This window comes from Pseudoroseomonas cervicalis, assembly GCF_030818485.1.
In the GTDB taxonomy this organism is placed as follows: Bacteria; Pseudomonadota; Alphaproteobacteria; order Acetobacterales; family Acetobacteraceae; genus Pseudoroseomonas; species Pseudoroseomonas cervicalis_A.
The window spans coordinates 1914859-1932019 of sequence record NZ_JAUTAJ010000004.1 but is presented as its reverse complement, the minus strand read 5'-3'; the positions used below and the strand labels follow the sequence as shown (position 1 = coordinate 1932019).

Annotated in this window: 15 protein-coding genes and 1 pseudogene; 5 read left to right on the top strand and 11 right to left on the bottom strand. The window is 74.1% G+C overall.

Translation table 11 applies throughout. From position 1 onward, the window contains the following. Window positions 1–52: 52 nt before the first annotated feature. The 5 genes from QE401_RS12905 to QE401_RS12885 form a co-directional block, all read right to left on the bottom strand. Window positions 53–1510: a hypothetical protein gene (locus QE401_RS12905; RefSeq protein WP_307138598.1), complete on the bottom strand. Its 1458-nt coding sequence runs from the start codon at window positions 1508–1510 to the stop codon at window positions 53–55. Between the two features lie 125 nt (window positions 1511–1635). After that, on the bottom strand, window positions 1636–2142 hold the full coding sequence (locus QE401_RS12900; protein WP_307138597.1) for a copper chaperone PCu(A)C: 507 nt from the start codon (window positions 2140–2142) through the stop codon (window positions 1636–1638). Between the two features lie 74 nt (window positions 2143–2216). Continuing rightward, window positions 2217–2693, bottom strand: a complete 477-nt coding sequence (locus tag QE401_RS12895) for a hypothetical protein (protein ID WP_307138596.1) — start codon at window positions 2691–2693, stop codon at window positions 2217–2219. 91 nt (window positions 2694–2784) lie between these two features. Next, window positions 2785–3369, bottom strand: a complete 585-nt coding sequence (gene thpR, locus QE401_RS12890; protein WP_307138595.1) for an RNA 2',3'-cyclic phosphodiesterase — start codon at window positions 3367–3369, stop codon at window positions 2785–2787. Window positions 3370–3375: 6 nt separating this feature from the next. Beyond that, window positions 3376–4005, bottom strand: coding sequence for an arylesterase (locus tag QE401_RS12885; RefSeq protein WP_307138594.1), 630 nt, complete (start codon window positions 4003–4005; stop codon window positions 3376–3378). A gap of 67 nt (window positions 4006–4072) precedes the next feature. On the opposite strand from QE401_RS12885, the gene QE401_RS12880 reads away from it, so the two are divergent. The 3 genes from QE401_RS12880 (at window position 4073) to QE401_RS12870 (ending at window position 8367) form a co-directional block, all read left to right on the top strand. Then, on the top strand, window positions 4073–4843 hold the full coding sequence (locus QE401_RS12880) for an ABC transporter ATP-binding protein (protein ID WP_307138593.1): 771 nt from the start codon (window positions 4073–4075) through the stop codon (window positions 4841–4843). Beyond that, on the top strand, window positions 4840–7449 hold the full coding sequence (locus QE401_RS12875) for an ABC transporter permease (RefSeq protein WP_307138592.1): 2610 nt from the start codon (window positions 4840–4842) through the stop codon (window positions 7447–7449). The genes QE401_RS12880 and QE401_RS12875 overlap by 4 nt, the downstream gene beginning before the upstream one ends. A gap of 129 nt (window positions 7450–7578) precedes the next feature. Next, window positions 7579–8367 carry a Bax inhibitor-1/YccA family protein gene (locus tag QE401_RS12870; protein ID WP_307138591.1) on the top strand — a complete coding sequence of 263 codons (789 nt, stop codon included), beginning with the start codon at window positions 7579–7581 and terminating at the stop codon, window positions 8365–8367. A 54-nt stretch (window positions 8368–8421) separates the two neighbouring features. Here QE401_RS12870 and QE401_RS12865 read toward each other — a convergent pair whose 3' ends face one another. Further along, a complete protein-coding gene (locus QE401_RS12865) occupies window positions 8422–9372 on the bottom strand; it encodes a LysR substrate-binding domain-containing protein (RefSeq protein ID WP_307138590.1) in 951 nt (316 codons plus the stop codon). Between the two features lie 118 nt (window positions 9373–9490). Here QE401_RS12865 and QE401_RS12860 point away from each other — a divergent pair, with 118 nt between their 5' ends. Together QE401_RS12860 and QE401_RS12855 are read left to right on the top strand one after the other, a co-directional pair. Next, window positions 9491–10489 (top strand): Bug family tripartite tricarboxylate transporter substrate binding protein, encoded by a 999-nt coding sequence (locus tag QE401_RS12860; RefSeq protein ID WP_307138589.1) that lies wholly within the window; start codon window positions 9491–9493, stop codon window positions 10487–10489. A gap of 23 nt (window positions 10490–10512) precedes the next feature. Next, window positions 10513–11625, top strand: a complete 1113-nt coding sequence (locus tag QE401_RS12855; protein ID WP_307138588.1) for an Ldh family oxidoreductase — start codon at window positions 10513–10515, stop codon at window positions 11623–11625. Between the two features lie 102 nt (window positions 11626–11727). On the opposite strand, the gene QE401_RS12850 is transcribed toward QE401_RS12855, so the two are convergent. The 5 genes and pseudogenes from QE401_RS12850 to QE401_RS22985 form a co-directional block, all read right to left on the bottom strand. Further along, a complete protein-coding gene (locus tag QE401_RS12850; protein WP_307138587.1) occupies window positions 11728–12408 on the bottom strand; it encodes a CarD family transcriptional regulator in 681 nt (226 codons plus the stop codon). A gap of 312 nt (window positions 12409–12720) precedes the next feature. Then, window positions 12721–13053 carry a ferredoxin FdxA gene (gene fdxA, locus QE401_RS12845; protein WP_307138586.1) on the bottom strand — a complete coding sequence of 111 codons (333 nt, stop codon included), beginning with the start codon at window positions 13051–13053 and terminating at the stop codon, window positions 12721–12723. Between the two features lie 247 nt (window positions 13054–13300). Continuing rightward, window positions 13301–13648 (bottom strand): RNA-binding S4 domain-containing protein, encoded by a 348-nt coding sequence (locus QE401_RS12840; protein WP_307138585.1) that lies wholly within the window; start codon window positions 13646–13648, stop codon window positions 13301–13303. A gap of 12 nt (window positions 13649–13660) precedes the next feature. Beyond that, window positions 13661–15991, bottom strand: a complete 2331-nt coding sequence (locus tag QE401_RS12835; protein WP_307138584.1) for a helicase-related protein — start codon at window positions 15989–15991, stop codon at window positions 13661–13663. A 220-nt stretch (window positions 15992–16211) separates the two neighbouring features. Beyond that, window positions 16212–16496: pseudogene (locus QE401_RS22985) on the bottom strand (DEAD/DEAH box helicase family protein); the annotation flags it as partial. Between the last annotated feature and the right edge of the window lie 665 nt (window positions 16497–17161).

Sequence of the window (17161 nt, the reverse complement as noted above, 5' to 3'; positions counted from 1 at the left end):
CGGCCAGGTCAAGCGGGGGCGGGGCCGCGGGGGTCGCCCGGTCCACGCTCCCTCAGGCGGCGCCGGCGGGCCGCCCCGCGCCGGCCGCCGCCACCCCGCTGCCCTGGGCCGGGTCGGTGCTGCGGCGCAGCCGGCGCAGCTGGTCGTCGAGGAAGCTGAACACCGCATCCAGCCCGTAGCCGGCCAGGAAGGCCAGGCCATGCTGCGTCCAGCCGCCGCGCGCCGCGGCGGGGGCGGTGATGCCGCCCAGCTCCGGCACCACGCCGAGATCGGACTGGAACAGCCCCATCGCCAGCCCGGCGGCGATGCCGAGCGCCAGCCGGCTGAACGCCATGGGCAGGTCGCGCGGCGCCAGCACGCTGGCATGCATGCGCTGGGTGAAGTCGCGCAGGATCGAGACGCCGGCGCCCAGCACGGCGAAGGCCAGCGGCAGCATGTGCCGGCTCAGCAGCCGGGCGATGTCGTCGGCGCGCCATTCCTGCTCGCGGCTGTCGGTCTTGGCGCTCGATTCGTCCCGCAGGGTGATGAAGTCGAGGCGCGGCAGGCTGGGGGCGATGAAGGTTACCAGCCGCGCGCGTGCCGAGTTGATCTCCCTGTCCGCATCCCAGAGCGGCGAGCACAGGCTGCGCTGCATGGCGTTCTCGAACACCGGCAAGTTCGGGAAATACGCCGCGTCCTGGCGCGGCAGCGCCTGCAGCCGCAGCGCCCGGTCGCAGAAGCCCAGGTGATAGGGCGGCTGCAGCGGCTGGATCAGCCCGTCCGCCACCGGTTGCACGGCGGGGGGCGGCACCCCGGCGATGGTGGCGGTGACGGGGCGGTCGGCCGCCGCCACCGCCTGGGCCGCCGTCTGGTAGCTGCGGGTCGCCGTGGCCAGCCGGTCGAGCAGGATCCGCCCGGCCTCGACATGCATGGTCAGCCAGGCGGTCCACAGCGCCAGCGCCATCAGCAGCCCGATGCAGACGCGCCAGATCCACTTGGTCCACCAGGCGTAGCTGCGCAGCTCCGGATAGGCGTTGCGGGCCAGGCCGGGGCGGTGGCTGGAGGGCAGCAGCCCGGCCCGGCCCGGCGCCTGCCCGGCGATGACGCTGCTGCGGCTGCCCATCAGCACCATCTCGGTGAAGGCGATGGTCATGCCGTTGGCCGGGCGGGCCTGCTGCGCCAGACGGTCCTTCACCAGCATCAGGAAGGCGACATCGGCGGCGTCGCGGCCCGGCCGGGCGGGGGGCGGGAATTGCAGCTCGGCGATGCGCTGCAGCACCTGCTGCCGCGTGCCGGTGCCGCCCGCCGCGCTGCCGCCCTCCATCGGGATCTTCGCCTCCAGGCATTCCAGCCCGTGGTCGTTGCGGGTGGCGATGAAATCCAGCAGCAGATAGATCTCATCCAGCAGCCGGGCGAAGAACAGGTCATGGTCCTGCGGCACGGCAGGCCGGGCCTGCTCGGGCGCCGGGGCAGGTTCGGGGGGCGGCGCGGCGTCGGCGGGCTCGGCGGCGTCGCTGGCGGCGTGGCTCATCGGGGGTGCCCCGGGCTGAAAGCCGCACTATATCGAATTCGAAACAAAACGGAATGGCAAAGTCCCGGCTCGCGCATCCGGCCGGGGCAGGGCGGGCGGCGGGGTCTGGCCCCGCCGCCATGGCCTCAGTGCTGGTGGCCGCCGGCCGGCGCGTTGCCCGGGCGGTAGCCGGCGGATTCCACCACCAGCTCCACCTGGACCTCGCCGCCGCGCTCGAACACCAGGGTGACGGGCACGCGCTGGCCCTGCACCAGCGCCTCGGACAGGCCGATCAGCATCAGGTGGTAGCCGCCGGGGGCCAGGGCGACCTCCTGGCCCGGGGGCAGCACCAGCCCGCCCTCGACCGGGCGCATGCGCATCACGCCGCCCTCATGCAGATGGGTGTGGATCTCCACGCTGCGGGCGATGGCGGCGCGGCCGGAGACCAGGCGGTCCGGCTGGCTGCCGGTGTTGCGCAGCGTCATGAAGCCGGCGCCGGTGCCGCGCGGCGGGGCGGCGCGGCTCCAGGGATGGCCGATCTCGACATCGCCGGCCTTGTAGCTGTGCGCGGCGGCGCGGCGCGCCAGCGGCGGCAGGGCGAGCAGCGACAGGGCGCCCGGCAGGGCATGAAGCAGGAAGCGACGGTTCAGCATGGTCTGACGATCCGGGGTCGGGGCCGGCGCGTGGCGCGGCCCGCGGAGGATGGGAAGGGCAAGGGTCGGTGCGGTCAGGCCAGGGCGGGCGGGCCGCGCGGGCCGCCGGGCGGGCCGCGCGGCGGGCTCAGCGCGAAGGGTGCCGGGGCGGGCGGCGGCGCGGCCTGCCGCAGCGCCCAGCGCGGGGCCGGCGGCGCCGGCCCGGCGGGCAGGGCCAGCCCATCCGGCAGGCCATGGCAGGCGGGGCAGAAGCCGGGCTCGGCATGGTCGGGCGCGGCGTCGCCGCCGGCGGCCGCCAGCGCCGTGCCGGCGATCGGCGCATCGGCGGGCAGGAGATCCGCGGTCAGGCCATCGGGGGACGGGGCCTCCGGGCGGTCCGCCGCATGCACCACCCAGCGCAGCCCCTCGGGGGTGCAGAGCGGCAGGGCGAAGCCGCTGCCCTGTGCCGCCGGCCGCGCCAGGCGCAGGCAATGCGCCGGCGCCGCCACGCTCTGGCCGAGCAGCAGCAGGGTGGTCAGGCACAGCAGCAGGGCCCGCCAGGGCCGCGTCATGCCGACTGCCTAGGCTGTGCCGCGCCGCGGTGCAATGGCGGGCCTGCGCGGCGGCGGGCCGCCCCCGCCCCAGCCTGGGCCCTGGCCGAGGCTAGACCCCGGCCTCGCGCGGGATCGGCGCCGGCGTGCCGGTGGTGCCGCCGGTCAGGGCGTAATCCACCTCTGCCTCGTAATGCGCCTGTTCCTTGCCCAGGCGCGAGGAGAACAGGCAGAAATGCCCGATCGCCACCGGCGCCGGGCGGAACAGGTTGTGCGCCTGGACGAAGCTGATCAGCTTGTCCGGCGCGGCGCGGTCGGTGCGCGCCAGCGTCACATGCGGGGCGAAGCGCCGCCGCTCGGCCGGCAGCCCGACCCGCTGCAGCGCCGTCTCCACCTTGGATTGCAGGTGCAGCAGCCGCTCGCCGCGCTCGGCCTTCACATGCAGCGAATGGATGCGCCCGGCCTTCTCGAAGATGTCGAGGCCGGACAGCGTCAGCTCGAAGGGCCGGGCGCGGATGCCGGCGAGCGCCTCATCCACCTCATCGGCCTGCCAGCCCTCGATCTCACCGATGAAGCGCAGCGTCAGGTGGTAGTTCTCGGGCGGCACCCAGCGGGCGCCGGGGATGCCGCCGGCCAGATCGGCCAGCTGGTCACGCAAACCGTCCGGCAGCGGCAGGGCAACGAACAGGCGTGGCATGGCGGCTCAACCTCCCTGCAGCTTGGACAGCAGCTCCCGCACGGAGGGAAGCATGCGGCGTGCCACCTCCTCCGCTCCGCGTGGATTGGGGTGGATGCGGTCGGGCTGGTTCAGCGCCGCCTCGCCCGCCACGCCCTCCAGCAGAAAGGGGTAGAACACCACCTCTGGATGCGCCTCGGCCAGCGCGCGGAAGGTGCCGGCGAAGTCGCGGCCGTAATCCGCGCCCAGATTGGGCGGCGCCAGCATGCCGGCCAGCAGGGCCGGCACATTGCGCGCCTTCAGCCGGGTCAGGATGTCGTCCAGATTGGCCCGTGTGTCGCTGGGCGGGATGCCGCGCAGCCCGTCATTGCCGCCCAGCGCCACGATCACCGCCTGCGGCTGGTCGGCCAGCACCCAGTCCAGCCGCGCCTTGCCGCCCGCCGTGGTGTCGCCGGAGACGCCGGCGGCGATGATGCGCACATCGCGCCCCTCGGCCAGCAGCAGCGCCTGCAGCCGGGCCGGCAGCGCCTCCGCCTGGGCCAGGCCATAGCCGGCGGTGATCGAATCCCCCAGCATGACGATCTTCACCGCCTCGGCCGAAGGCGCCTGGCGCGGGGGGGCGCCCTGCGCCTGCGCCCCCGATGTGGCGATCGCCACCGGAAGAAACATTGCGAAACCGAGGAAAGCTCTTCGCAGTGCCGCATGGCGGCCATATCTGCGGGTCATGCCGGACGCACCCAATGCCATCCCTTCTCCCGCCCTGTCACCCGCCACCCCGTCGCCGACGGGGGTGCCGCCGAACGCGGCGCCAGGCGGTCCGGGCCTGATCGAGGCCCGTGGTCTCAGCCTGAAGGTGGAGGCGGCGGGGGGGCAGGTCAACATCCTCCGCGGCGTCGATCTGACGCTGCAACGGGGGGAGGCGGTGGGGCTGGTCGGGCCCTCCGGCTCGGGCAAGACCTCGCTGCTGATGCTGCTGGCGGGGCTGGAGCGCCCCTCGGGCGGCAGCCTGCGCGTTGCCGGCCAGGACCTGACGACGCTGGACGAGGACGGGCTCGCCCGCTTCCGGCGCGAGCACTTAGGCATCGTCTTCCAGGCCTTCCACCTGGTGCCGACCATGACGGCGCTGGAGAATGTCGCCGTGCCGCTGGAATTCGCCGGCCGGGCGGACGCCTTCGAACGCGCCCGCGCCGCCCTCGGCCGGGTCGGGCTGGGCCACCGGCTGGACCATTATCCGGGCCAGCTCTCGGGCGGCGAGCAGCAGCGCGTGGCGCTGGCCCGCGCCGTGGTGGGCGAGCCCAGCCTGCTGCTGGCCGATGAGCCGACCGGCAATCTGGACCAGGCCACCGGCCAGGCGGTGATGGACCTGCTGTTCGGCCTGCGCGACGAGCTCGGCACCACCCTGCTGCTGATCACCCATGACCCGGTGCTGGCGGCCCGCTGCGGCCGCCGCCTGCGCATGGCCGATGGCCAGCTGGCCGCGCTGGAGGCGGCATGAGCCCGCCCGAGGGCGGTGGCGCCGCGACGACGGCTCCCGCCGGCCTGGCCGCCGCCGCGCCGCGCGCCACGGCGGCGGCCCGCGGTGGCGAGCCCGGCGCCTGGGCGACGCTGGCGCTCGGCCTGCGCTTCGCCCGGCGCGAGCTGCGTGGCGGGCTGAAGGGCTTGCGCATCGTGCTGGCCTGCCTGGCGCTCGGCGTCGCGGCCATCGCCGCCGTCGGCACGCTGCGCGCCGCCACCGAGGCGGGGCTGGCCAGCGATGGAAGCCGCATCCTGGGCGGCGACGTCTCCATCCGCATCGCCACCCAGCCCATGGCGCCGGGCGGGCGGGAATGGATCGAGGCGCGCGGCGGCCGGGTCTCGGAAGTGGTCGAGATGCGCGCCATGGCGATCGCCCCCAATGGCGAGCGCACGCTGGTCGAGCTGAAGGCGGTGGATGCCGCCTATCCGCTGCAGGGCGCGCTGGTGCTGGACCCGCCGGCGCCGGACGGGCTGCAGCCGGGCGAGGTGGCGCTGGAGCCGCTGGTGGCCGAGCGTCTCGGCCTTGCGGTGGGCGACCGGCTGCGCCTTGGCGAGGCCAGCTTCCGCTATGCGGGGCTGGTGGCGAATGAGCCGGACAAGGTGGCGAGCCCCGCCATCCTCGGCCCGCGCGCCATGATCCCGCTGGCCGACCTGCCGCGCACCGCGCTGATCCAGCCCGGCAGCCTGATCCATTACGAATACCGCGTGGCGCTGCCGCCGGGCAGCGATGTCGGCGGCTTCATCCGCGCGCTGCGCGCGGGGCCGGATGATGGCAGCTGGCGCATCCGCTCGGCGGCCGAGGCTGCGCCGGGGGTCAACCGCTTCCTCGACCGCGCCGCCTCCTTCCTGACGCTGGCCGGGCTCACCGCCCTGCTGGTGGGCGGCATCGGGGTCGCCACCGGCGTGCGCGCCTGGCTGGACCAGCGCGCCCGCACCATCGCCACTTTGCGCTGCCTGGGCGCGCCGGCGCGGGTGATCTTCGTCACCTACCTGATCCAGGTGGGCGTGCTGGCCGGTTTGGGCATCCTGCTCGGCCTGGTGGCGGGGCAGGGGCTGACGCTGCTGGCCGCCCGCGCGCTGTCCGGCGCCCTGCCGGTGCCGCCGCAGCTCGGCCTCTACCCGACGCCGCTGCTGCTCGCCGCCGCCTATGGCGCGCTGACGGCGCTGGCCTTCGCGCTCTGGCCGCTGGCGCGCGCCCGGGAGATCCCGGGCGCCGCCCTGTTCCGCGACACGGTGCAGAAGACGCGCTTCCGCGCCTCCTGGGGGCTGCTGGCGGTGAACGCCCTGGCGGTGGCGGCGCTGGTGGCGCTGGTGGTGCTGACCGCGGCGCAGCCCATCTTCGCGCTGGGCTTCTGCGTCGGTGCCGGCGCCACGCTGCTGCTGTTCCGGCTGGGCGCCACCGCGCTGATGGCGCTGGCCAAACGCCTGCGCGGCGCCGGGCGCCCGGCGCTGCGGCTGGGCCTGGCCAATATCCACCGCCCCGGGGCGCCGACGCCGCTGCTGCTGGTGGCGCTGGGCATCGGCCTGACCACCCTCTCGGCGGTCGCCATGATCGAGGGCAATCTGCGCCGCCAGCTCTCCGACCAGCTGCCGGGGGCGGCGCCGAATTTCTATTTCATCGACATCCAGTCCGACCAGGCGCAGCGCTTCGACGCCACCGCTTTGGCCCAGCCGGGGGTGGTGGAGGTGACGCGCGTGCCCTCGCTGCGCGCCCGCGTGGTCGCGGTGAAGGGCGTGCCGGTCGAGCAGATGCGGGTCGGCGAGGACAGCGAATGGGCGCTGCGCGGCGATCGCGGCCTGACCTATGCCGCCCGCCCGCCCGAGGGCACGCGGCTGGTGGCCGGGCAGTGGTGGCCCGAGGATTATCGTGGCCCGCCGCTGCTCTCCCTCGATGCCCGCATCGCCGAGGGCTGGGGGGTGGGCCTGGGCGACGAGGTCACGCTGAACGTGCTCGGCCGCGACCTGACCTTCCGCATCAGCAGCCTGCGGCGGATCGAGTGGCAGGGGCTGGGGCTGAACTTCGTGCTGGTGGCCTCGCCCGGCCTGCTGGAGGCGGCGCCGCACACCCATATCGCGACGGTGCGCGGCGACGCGGCGCAGGACGCCGCGGTGCTGCGCGCCATCACTGACGCCTTCCCCAATGTCTCCGGCATCCGGGTGCGCGACGCGCTGGCGGCGGTGGCGGGGCTCCTGGAGCGGCTCGGCGTCGCGCTCTCGGCGGTCGCCGGGCTGACGCTGCTGGCCGGCGCCCTGGTGCTGGCCGGCGCCATGGCGGCGACGCAGCGGCGCCGGGTGCGCGATGCGGTGGTGCTGAAGGTGATCGGCGCCACAAGGGCGCAGATCCGCCGCGCCTGGATGGTGGAGTTCGGCCTGGTCGGGCTGACCGCCGGGCTGCTGGCCGCCGGCGCCGGCACCGCCGCCTCCTGGGCGGTGGCGCGCTATGTCATGCGCACCGAGTGGATTTTTCTGCCCATGACGCTCACCGCCACCATCCTGGGCTGCATGCTGCTGACGCTGGGGCTGGGCTATGCCGGCACGGCGCTGGCGCTGCGGGCCAGGCCCGCGCCGATGCTGCGCAACGAGTAGGGAGGGCGGTGGCGATCACTTTCTGGCCTGGGCGTGTCCGTTATGCGCTTTGCCGTTGAACGAGATTACCGTTAGTCCATATATCTTGTGACCCGCGGATTCTCCGCGCTGGGAGGAGTTGAGACACCTATGGCCTCTGGTCCCGACTATCGTTTCACGACGGGTGCGCCCGGCTGGGGCCGCGTGGCGACGGCCGACGCAGCCGCCATCGATGCCGGGCTGCGGTCCTACATGCTGCGCGTCTACAACTGGATGGCGTCCGGCCTGCTGGTGACCGCGATCGTCGCCTATGTGATCGCCAACACCGGCCTGTCCGAGCTGTTCTTCACCGTGGGGCGCTCGCCGCGCGGCTTCGTGGTGACGCAGCCGACCATCCTGGGCTTCGCCGCGATGCTGGCGCCGCTGGCCTTCGTGCTGGTGCTGTCCTTCGGCATCAACCGGATGAGCAAGACCACGGCGCAGGGCCTGTTCTGGCTGTTCTGTGCCGCGATGGGCGCCAGCATGGCGAACATCTTCGTGGTCTATGTCGGCGCCTCGGTCGCCAGCACCTTCTTCGTGACGGCCAGCATGTTCGCGGCCATCAGCCTCTATGGCTACACGACGAAGCGTGACCTGACGAAGCTCGGCGCCTTCATGATGATGGGCCTGATCGGCATCATCATCGCCAGCCTGGTGAACATGTTCGTCGGCTCCGGCATGCTGGCCTTCATCATCAGCGTGATCGGCGTCGTGGTGTTCGTCGGCCTGACCGCCTACGACACCCAGCGCATCAAGGCCGACTATGTCGAGTTCGCCTATGCCGAGGGCACCGATGAGGCGGCCAAGCGCAGCGTGTTCGACGCGCTGGGCCTGTACCTGAACTTCATCAACCTGTTCCAGCTGATGCTGCAGTTCATGGGCGTCCGCCAGCAGGACTGAATCCGGCAAGGCTGACGGAGGACCGGCCCCGGGGAGCGATCCCCGGGGCTTTTTTCATGCCCGCTCCGGCTCCGGCATGCCGGGCGGTTGTCCGGGCGGCGGCGGACCGTCGCCGAGCTGCGGCCAGGCCGCGCGCAGCGCCGCCAGCGCCGCCTCGCCGGCCGGGTTCTCGGTCTCCGCCGGCCAGGCCAGCATCAGCTCCGCCACCGGGGGGGCCTGCATGGCCAGCGGGCGCAGCGCCACGCCCTCGGGGCGCAGCCGCTCCACCGCGCGCGGCACCAGCGCCAGCCCCAGCCCGGCGCCGACCAGCGCCAGGATGGAATGCGCCTGGCTGACATGCTGCACCGCCCCCGGCACCAGGCCGGAAAGCCGGTAGAAGCCGGTGACCAGCTCATGCAGATAGCGGCCCTCGACCGGCGGGTAGGTGACCAGCGGCTCGCCCTGCAGCGCCCCGGGCGGGATGGCCGGCAGGGCGGCGAGCGGATGCGCCGCCGGCAGGGCCAGCAGCAGCGCCTCGCGCTCCAGCCTTGTCCAGGCCAGTCCGGGCTGCGCCTGCAGCGGCCGCACCAGGCCGAGATCGAGCTGCCCGGCCCGCAGCGCCGCCAGCTGCTCGGCCGAGACCGCCTCGCGCAGTCGCAAGGATATCCCCGGCAGGCGCTGGCGCAGCAGCGCCACCAGCCGCGGCAGCACCGCATAGCCGGAGGCCGCGGTGAAGCCGATCGACAGCTCCCCCGCCTGGCCCTCGGCCAGGGCGCGGGTGCGGCGCGCGGCGCCCTCGGCCAGGCGCAGCAGGCGCCGCGCCTCATCGAGGAAGGCGAGGCCCGCCGGGGTCGGCCGCACGCCGCGGCTGTCGCGCCAGAACAGCCGGGCGCCCAGCCGCTGCTCCAGCGCCTGGATCTGCCGGCTCAGCGGCGGCTGGGTCATGTTCAGCCGGGCGGCGGCGCGGTGGAAATGCCGCTCCTCGGCCACGGCGACGAAGCAGCGCAGCTGGTTGAACTCGAACATGGATACCGCTCCGGTATCGGCCAATGCCGATTTGGCCTTGGACGGGTATCGCAGCACCGGCGTACAGCGGGGGCAAGGCCGCGCGGGAAAGCCGTGGCCGTGCAAGGGAGAGTCCGAGATGCAACGCCGTGCCCTGCTGCGCAGCGCCGCCTGCACCGCCATGCTGGCGGCCACGCTGTCCATCCCCGCCATGCCGCGCGCGGCCCTGGCCGCCGAGCCGGCCTTCGACCACACATTGCGCATCATCGTGCCGAACGCGCCGGGCGGCACCTCCGACATCCTCGCGCGGCTGCTGGCGCCGGAGCTGACGCGGCGCATCGGCCAGCCCGTGGTGGTGGAGAACCGCGCGGGTGCGGCCGGCAATATCGGCGCCGATGCGGTGGCCAAGAGCCCGCCCGATGGCCACACCCTGCTGCTGATGGATGTGGCGACGCTGGCCATCAACCCGGCGCTGTTCCCGCGCCTGCCCTTCGACCTGGAGCGCGACCTGGCGCCGGTCTCCATGCTGATCTACGCGCCCTATCTGGTGGCGGTGCGCAACAGCCTGGGCGTCGGCGACGCCGCGGCCCTGGCCGCCCGGGCCCGCGCCACGGCCGGCGGGCTGAACGTCGCCAATGCCGGGGTGGGCAGCCTGACCCACCTGACCGCGGTGGAGCTGACCGCGAAGCTGGGCGGGGAGGCCACCCATGTGCCCTATCGCGGCGGCGCGCCCGCGCTGATGGCGGTGACCACCGGCGAGGCCGATCTGATCGTCAATGGCGCCACCGCCACCCTGCCTTTCGTCGCCAATGGCCAGATGCGGGGCATCGCCGTCTCCGGCGCGCAGCGTATGGCCGCGCTGCCGCAGGTGCCGACCTTCGCCGAGCTGGGCTGGCCGCTGCCGGAGGCCGGCACCTGGCAGGGCGTGCTGGTGCAGGGCAACACGCCGCGCCCGCTGGTGGCGCGGCTGGAGGCAGTGTTCCGCGAGACCCTGGCGCAGCCCGCCATCGCCGCCCGCCTGGCCGAGCTGGGTGGCGAGGCCCGCGCCGAGGGGCCGGAGGCGATGCGCGACTGGCTGAGCCAGGCCAGCGCCCGCTACGGCGCCATCGTGCGTGCCCACAATATCCGCCCCGAATGAAGAAGCTGCATGAGGAAGCCCGCATGAGCATGACCGGCACCCGCCCGGCCCCGGCCCCGGCCCCGGCCCCGGCGCCGGGCGCGCCCCGCCTGGCCCCCGCCGCCCTGTCCGGCTTCGCCGCCCGGCTCTTCGCCGCCGCCGGCCTGGCGCCCGGCATGGCGGAGAGCATGGGCCGGCTGCTGGTGCTGACCGACATGATGGGCCGCCACACCCATGGCCTGGCCCAGGCCGGCACCTATCTGGCCGAGATCGAATCCGGCGGCATGCTGGGGGAGGGGGAGCCGGAGGTGCTGCGCGACAGCGGCGCCACCCTGGTCTGGGATGGCGGCTACCGCCCCGGACTCTGGCTGGTCGAGCAGGCGATGACCGAGGCGCTGGCCCGCCTGAAGCAGCACGGCGTCGTCACCGTCGCACTGCGCCGCAGCCACCATATCGGCTGCCTGGCGGCGCTGGCCCGGCAGGCCACCGAGGCCGGCTGCTTCGTCATGCTGGCCTCCTCCGGCCCGCATAGCCGCATCGTCGCGCCCTTTGGCGGGCGGCAGGCGCTGTTCAGCCCGAACCCCTTCGCCATCGGCTTCCCGGCCGGGGCGGCGCCGGTTCTGGTGGACATCTCGGCCTCGATCACCACGGTGTCGATGACGCGGCAGAAGGCGGCGGCGGGCGAGCGTTTCGAGCATCCCTGGCTGCTGGATGCCGCCGGCCACCCGACCACCGACCCGGCGGTGATGGAGCACCCGACCGAGCGCGGCAGCCTGATGCTGCTGGGTGGGGCGGAGGCCGGCCATAAGGGCTTCGGCCTGGCGCTGATGGTGGAGGCGCTGACCCAGGGCCTGTCCGGCCATGGCCGCCGCGACGCGCCGGGCCGCTGGGGGGCGAGCGTCTATCTGCAGCTGATCGAGCCGGACGCCTTCGCCGGCCGCGACGCCTTCGCCGCGCAGATGGAATTCCTGGCGGAGGCCTGCCGCGCCAATGCGCCGATCGACCCCGACCGCCCGGTGCGCCTGCCCGGCGACCAGGCGGCGCGCGGCATCGCCCGGGCGGAGGCGGAGGGGCTCGCCCTGCCGGAGAAGACCGGCGCGGCTTTGCGCCACTGGGCGGCGAAGCTCGGGGTGGCGGTGCCGGCCGGCCTTGGCTGAGGCGCCGCCGCCGGCACCCCGGCGCCGGCCGGCAGGAAACCGGCCGGACAGAAAAAGGCCCGGGGATCGCTCCCCGGGCCCTTCGCCGTTACGGCTGGCCGCTCAGCCCTGCTTCAGATGCTCGAGCAGCTTGGTCATGGCGCCATTCTTGTCGGTGCCGTCGATCGCCGCGACCTCGGCCGCGAGGCGGTCCATGGCCAGCTCATAGATCTGCCGCTCGGAGAAGGACTGGTCCGGCTGGCCGGCATTGCGGTGCAGGTCGCGCACCACCTCGGCGATCTGCACCGGGTCGCCGCTGTTGATCTTCTGCTCGTATTCCTGGGCGCGGCGCGACCACATGGTGCGCTTGATGCGGGCGCGGCCCTTCAGCGTCTCCATCGCCTCGCCCATGCGGTCGCCGCCGGCGAGCTTGCGAAGGCCGGAGGAGGCCGCCTTGTTCAGCGGCACCCGCAGCGTCATGCGGTTTTCCTCGAAGGTGACGATGATCACCTTCAGCTCGGTGCCGGCCACCGACATGCTCTCGATGCCCTGCACCTGGCCGACGCCATGGGTCGGATAGACCACATGGTCCCCGGCCTTGAACTCGCTGCCCTGGTTGCCGAGCGGCTTGGGCGGCGGGGCCGGCCGGGCGGGGCCGGCGGCGACGCCCTCGGTGGGGGAGGGGGCCTGGGTCTCGGCCATGCCGGGGCGGCGTCCGGGAAGGGTGCGGGGGGAGGGCCTGGATTCGGCCGCGGCCGGCTCGGGTTGCGTCGTGGTGGATTTCGCGCCGGCGGGTGGCTTCATCCGCTCTCAACTCCTGCAGACCGAGGGGGCCGGCATCACAACCCGTCACGCGGCGGGCCGTTGCACGGCCAGGGTCGCTGGCGGGTCGGGGGCCGGTGGCGGCGCGTCATGCGGCCGGGGGCGGGGCCTCACACCGAAGCGTGGCGGGCAGCCCTGCCGATCGGTCATGCATAGCACAAAAACGTGCGGCCGTCACCCCGCGCGGGACGGGGGGCGGCCATGGGCAGGCGGCAAGGCCCAGGCTTGCGGGGGCCTGCGGAGGGGGCCCGCGGGGGCGGCGCCGGCCCTGTCAGGCCGGCGCCGCGGTCTTGCTCAGGGCGTGCCCGGCTTCGGGTCGAACATCTCCTTCTTGCCGGGCTTGCCGTTCCATTCCTCGGCATCCTCCGGCGCCTCGCCCTTGCGGGTGATGTTCGGCCATTGCTGGGAATAGGTGCGGTTCAGCTCGGCCCAGTCGGCGGATTTGTCGTCGCTGTCCGGGAAGATCGCCTCGGCCGGGCATTCCGGCTCGCAGACGCCGCAATCGATGCATTCATCCGGATGGATGACCAGCATGTTCTCGCCGACATAGAAGCAGTCGACCGGACAGACCTCGACGCAGTCCATGTATTTGCAGCGGATGCAGTTCTCGGTGACGACGTAAGCCACTGTCCGGATTCCTCTGTGTCCGCGCCGCCGGGAGGGGCGCCCTGCGCGGCGGTCTCTCTGCGCCGGTCTCTCTGCGCCGGTCGATCGCGCGCGCGAGACATGGCGCCTGCGGCAGATCCGCGCAACCGCCTTTGTTGCAGGGGAGACCCCTGTGCCGGATCCGCCCGCGCGACCCGGGGATGAACCGTGGCGGGCGGGCCAGCCCGGGCGCGGCGCCGGCCGGCCCGGGCGGTCGGCAGGGCGCCGCTCAGTCCTCGTCCCGCTCCGCGGCCCCCGGCATCTCCTCGGGCCTCCCCGGGGCGGCGCCCTCGGTCAGGTCCTCATACAGGGCGCGCGCCTCGGGCGCCGGGCCGCGCCGCCCGGCCAGGGCCAGGATGCGCCAGATGCGGATGCGGCCATGCTCGGCGCTGCCCAGCGCCAGGGTCAGCACATCGCCCGGCCGCAGCTTCGCATGCGGCTTCTCCACCGGCTGCCGGTTGAGGCGGAAGCGGCCGCGCTCGACCAGCCTGGCGCATTCGCCCCGCGTCTTGGCGACGCGCGCGCACCACAGCCATTTGTCGAGTCGCTGCCAGTCCCGGTCCTCGGTCTCCGGCAAGGCGGCGCCCCCTTACTCCTTGCCCAGCTTCAGCCGGGCCAGCACGGCGAAGGGGCTGTCCGGATCCGGACCCTTGCCCTTGGCCGCGCCGCCATCGAAGGAGAAGGAGCGCGGCTCCTGCCGGTCGTCGCGCGGGGGCCGGCGGTCGCGCCGGTCGCCCCGCTCGCCGCCGCGGTCCGGGCGCGGGCCGCGCGGGCCCCGGTCGCCACCGCGATCGCCGCCGCGGTCGCCCTGGCGCTCGCCACCCCGATCGCCACCCTGGCGCTCACCTTGCGGCCTGCCGTCGCGGCGCGGTCCGCGCTCGGGGCGGCCGCCCTCGCGCGGCGGGCGCGGCGCCTCGCCGGCGGGGGCGGCGCCCTCCGCCGTCTCGCCGGCAGCGGCCGGGGCGCCGGCGTCACGGCGCGGCGGGCGCGGGCCGCGCTCGCCCCGATTGCCTTCGCCGCGGTTGCCGCCCTCGCGGCGCGGGCCATGGCCCGGGCCGTGGCGGCGCGGGCCGTGCCGGTGCTCCTCGCGCCGGGCGCTGACCATGGCCGGGCTGGGCGGGCCGAAGGCCTCCTCGGCCAGCGGCTCGGCGGTGATCAGGCGGAAGCCCAGCGTCTGCAGCACGGCGGCCAGGATGTCGGCCTTCACGCCCAGCCGGCTGGCCACATCCGGCGGCAGCATGGCCGGCGCCCGGCGCGTCAGATGGCCGAGCTCGCCCGCCACCCGCTCGGCGACATCGAGTCGCAGCAGCACGGGGCCGGCCTTCACCCAGCCCATGGTCTCGGCGAAGCCCTCGGGCCAGCCCTCGGGCGGCGGCACGGAGACCAGCCCGCCGCCGGGCACGGCGGGGACGTCGCAATCCGCCTTCAGCGCCCAGAGCTGCGCGCGCAGCGCCATCGGCCGCGGCTTCAGCATCTCGGGCAGGTAGAGCGCGAAGCGGCCGGCGCGGATGCCGATGCCCTTCAGCTTCTGGCGCAGCTCGGGATTGATCTCCGCCTCGGTGCCGCCGGGCACCAGGCCGAGATATTCGCGCAGCCGGAAGGCCGGGCCGCGCAGCGCGCCATCCTCCGCCGCCTTGGCCTCGACCGCGTCGAGGGGGGCGAATTCCTTCTTGATCTGCGCCTCGATCCAGGTGGCGAGGCGGGCGCGGATACGCTCGCGCTGGGCGCCATCCAGCAGGTCGGAGGGCAGCGGTTCGACCAGCGGCTTGTCCGGGGTGGGGCCGGGCCGCAGGCGGGCGACCTCGTCACCATTCCAGGTGATGCGGTGGGACGGGGTCAGGGCGAAAGCGTCGTCGGACGCGGTTTCGATCTCAGTCACGCGCTTCGGCATCTCACTCTGCAGGGCTCGGCGGGCGGCACGCAGGACAAGCTTGCGCTCCTCCCCATTACCCGCAGCGGCATCGGGTTCAAACACGAAACCCTTCACTTGGCCAACCGGGTGGCCTTCCACCACCACCTCACCCTGTCGGGTGACGGCGGAGAGCAGCTCATCGGCCGATTCGTCCAGCCGGCGGATCAGGTGCGCGGCGCGGCGATCGACAAAGCGGGCGGTCAGGCGCTCATGCAGCGCGTCGCTCACCGCGTCCTCGGCGGCGCGGGCGGCGTCCTGGTGGCGCTGCGCGTCGCGCATCCAGTCGGATCGCGCCGCGATATAGGTCCAGACGCGAATCGCCGACAGCCGCGCCATCAGCGTGTCGAGATCGCCCTCGGTGGCGCCGAGCTGGGCGATCTGCGCCGCCACCCAGTCGGCGGGCAGGTGGCCGTCATTGACCAGATGGCCGAACACCCGGGCGCAGAGCTTGGTGTGGCTGTCATCCGCCAGCTTGCGGAAATCCGGGATCTGGCAGGCCTCCCACAGCAGGGCCACGCGGCGGCGGCCGCGCGCCAGGCGGCGGATCTCCGGGTCGCGCGACAGCGCCTCCAGCGTGATGTGGTCGGTCGCGTCATTGCCCTTGGCCAGGCCCGGCACCGGCGGCGGCGCGGCCAGGCTGTCGAGCAGCCCGTCGATGCTGTCGAAATCCAGCGCGGCGTTGCGCCAGGCGAGGGTCTGCAGGGATTCGAACTGGTGGCCCTCGATCTTGGCCACCATCTCGTCCGACAGCGGCGGGCATTCCGCGGTCACGCCGAAGCTGCCATCGCGCATGCCGCGCCCGGCGCGGCCGGCGATCTGCGCCGCCTCCTGCGCGGTCAGCGGGCGCGGCCGGTGGCCGTCGAATTTCTGCAGGCTGGCGAAGGCGACATGGTCGACATCCATGTTCAGCCCCATGCCGATGGCGTCCGTCGCCACCAGGAAATCCACCTCGCGATTCTGGTACAGCGCCACCTGGGCGTTGCGGGTGCGGGGGGAGAGCCGGCCCATCACCACGGCGCAGCCGCCGCGGGCGGCGGCGGATGGCCTCGGCGATGGCATAGACCTCGGCGGCCGAGAAGGCGACCACGGCCGAGCGCGCCGGCAGCCGCGTCAGCTTGGCCGGGCCGGTGTAGCGCAGCTCCGACAGGCGCGGCCGCGTCTCCACCTCGGCCTGCGGCACCAGGCGCTGCAGCAGCGGGCGGATGGTCTCGGCGCCGAGGAACATGGTCTCGACCAGGCCGCGGGCATGCAGCAGCCGGTCGGTGAAGACATGGCCGCGATCCGGGTCGGCGCAGAGCTGGATCTCGTCCACCGCGACGAACTCCACCCGGCGGTCGAGCGGCATCGCCTCCACCGTGCAGGCGAACCATTTGGCGCCGGGCGGCAGGATCTTCTCCTCGCCGGTGATCAGCGCCACCCGGTCCGCGCCCTTCACCGCGACCATGCGGTCGTAATTCTCCCGCGCCAGCAGCCGCAGCGGGAAGCCGATGATGCCGGAGGCATGCGCCAGCATCCGGGTGATCGCCAGATGCGTCTTGCCGGTGTTGGTCGGGCCGAGCACGGCCTTGACCCGCGCCGGGAACATGCCGCCGGCGTCCCGGGGGGCGGCGCGGGCGGCGGAGGGGGGGAGGCGAAGGGCCATCGCGCCCTGTGTGACGCCAAGCGGGGGGCGTTGCAACCGTGGCCGGTTAACCAGCCGGCAGCATGGCTTCTCGGAGAATGCGACAGGGCGCCTGCAATGGCCGCGTCCAGGCTCGGAGGATGGCATGATCGCTTGGCTGTCGCGCTCTCTGGCGACACGGCTCTACCTGCTGCTGGGGCTGTCGGGGCTGGTGGCGCTGGCCACCGCCGGCTTCGCCCTCTGGGCGCTGTCCAGCTACCAGGCCGAGGTGCGCGAGACGCAGCGGGCCGGCGCCGCCGCCTGGCGGGCGGAGCGGGTGAATGGGCGGGTGATGGAGGCGGTCTCCGACAGCCGGCTGCTGTATTTCTCCGAGCCCGGGGAGCCGGCCCTGCGCGCCGCCACCTCGCTGCGCGCGGCGCTGGACGGGCTGGAGCAGGAAATGGCCGCCTGGCGCGGCCTGGTGCCGGCGGATGAGCAGGCCGCATTCGCCGAGCTGTCGCGGGTGGTGGGCGAATTCCTGCGCTTCCGGCGGGAGACCGCGCGGGTCGGGGTGGAGG

Excerpts from the sequence above, each read along its gene's own strand:
- QE401_RS12905 (WP_307138598.1), bottom strand. The coding sequence starts at position 1,510 with ATGAGCCACGCCGCCAGCGACGCCGCCGAGCCCGCCGACGCCGCGCCG.
- QE401_RS12900 (WP_307138597.1), bottom strand. The coding sequence starts at position 2,142 with ATGCTGAACCGTCGCTTCCTGCTTCATGCCCTGCCGGGCGCCCTGTCG.
- QE401_RS12895 (WP_307138596.1), bottom strand. The coding sequence starts at position 2,693 with ATGACGCGGCCCTGGCGGGCCCTGCTGCTGTGCCTGACCACCCTGCTG.
- thpR (WP_307138595.1), bottom strand. The coding sequence starts at position 3,369 with ATGCCACGCCTGTTCGTTGCCCTGCCGCTGCCGGACGGTTTGCGTGAC.
- QE401_RS12880 (WP_307138593.1), top strand. The coding sequence starts at position 4,073 with ATGCCGGACGCACCCAATGCCATCCCTTCTCCCGCCCTGTCACCCGCC.
- QE401_RS12875 (WP_307138592.1), top strand. The coding sequence starts at position 4,840 with ATGAGCCCGCCCGAGGGCGGTGGCGCCGCGACGACGGCTCCCGCCGGC.
- QE401_RS12870 (WP_307138591.1), top strand. The coding sequence starts at position 7,579 with ATGGCCTCTGGTCCCGACTATCGTTTCACGACGGGTGCGCCCGGCTGG.
- QE401_RS12865 (WP_307138590.1), bottom strand. The coding sequence starts at position 9,372 with ATGTTCGAGTTCAACCAGCTGCGCTGCTTCGTCGCCGTGGCCGAGGAG.
- QE401_RS12860 (WP_307138589.1), top strand. The coding sequence starts at position 9,491 with ATGCAACGCCGTGCCCTGCTGCGCAGCGCCGCCTGCACCGCCATGCTG.
- QE401_RS12855 (WP_307138588.1), top strand. The coding sequence starts at position 10,513 with ATGAGCATGACCGGCACCCGCCCGGCCCCGGCCCCGGCCCCGGCCCCG.
- QE401_RS12850 (WP_307138587.1), bottom strand. The coding sequence starts at position 12,408 with ATGAAGCCACCCGCCGGCGCGAAATCCACCACGACGCAACCCGAGCCG.
- QE401_RS12835 (WP_307138584.1), bottom strand. The coding sequence starts at position 15,991 with ATGGGCCGGCTCTCCCCCCGCACCCGCAACGCCCAGGTGGCGCTGTAC.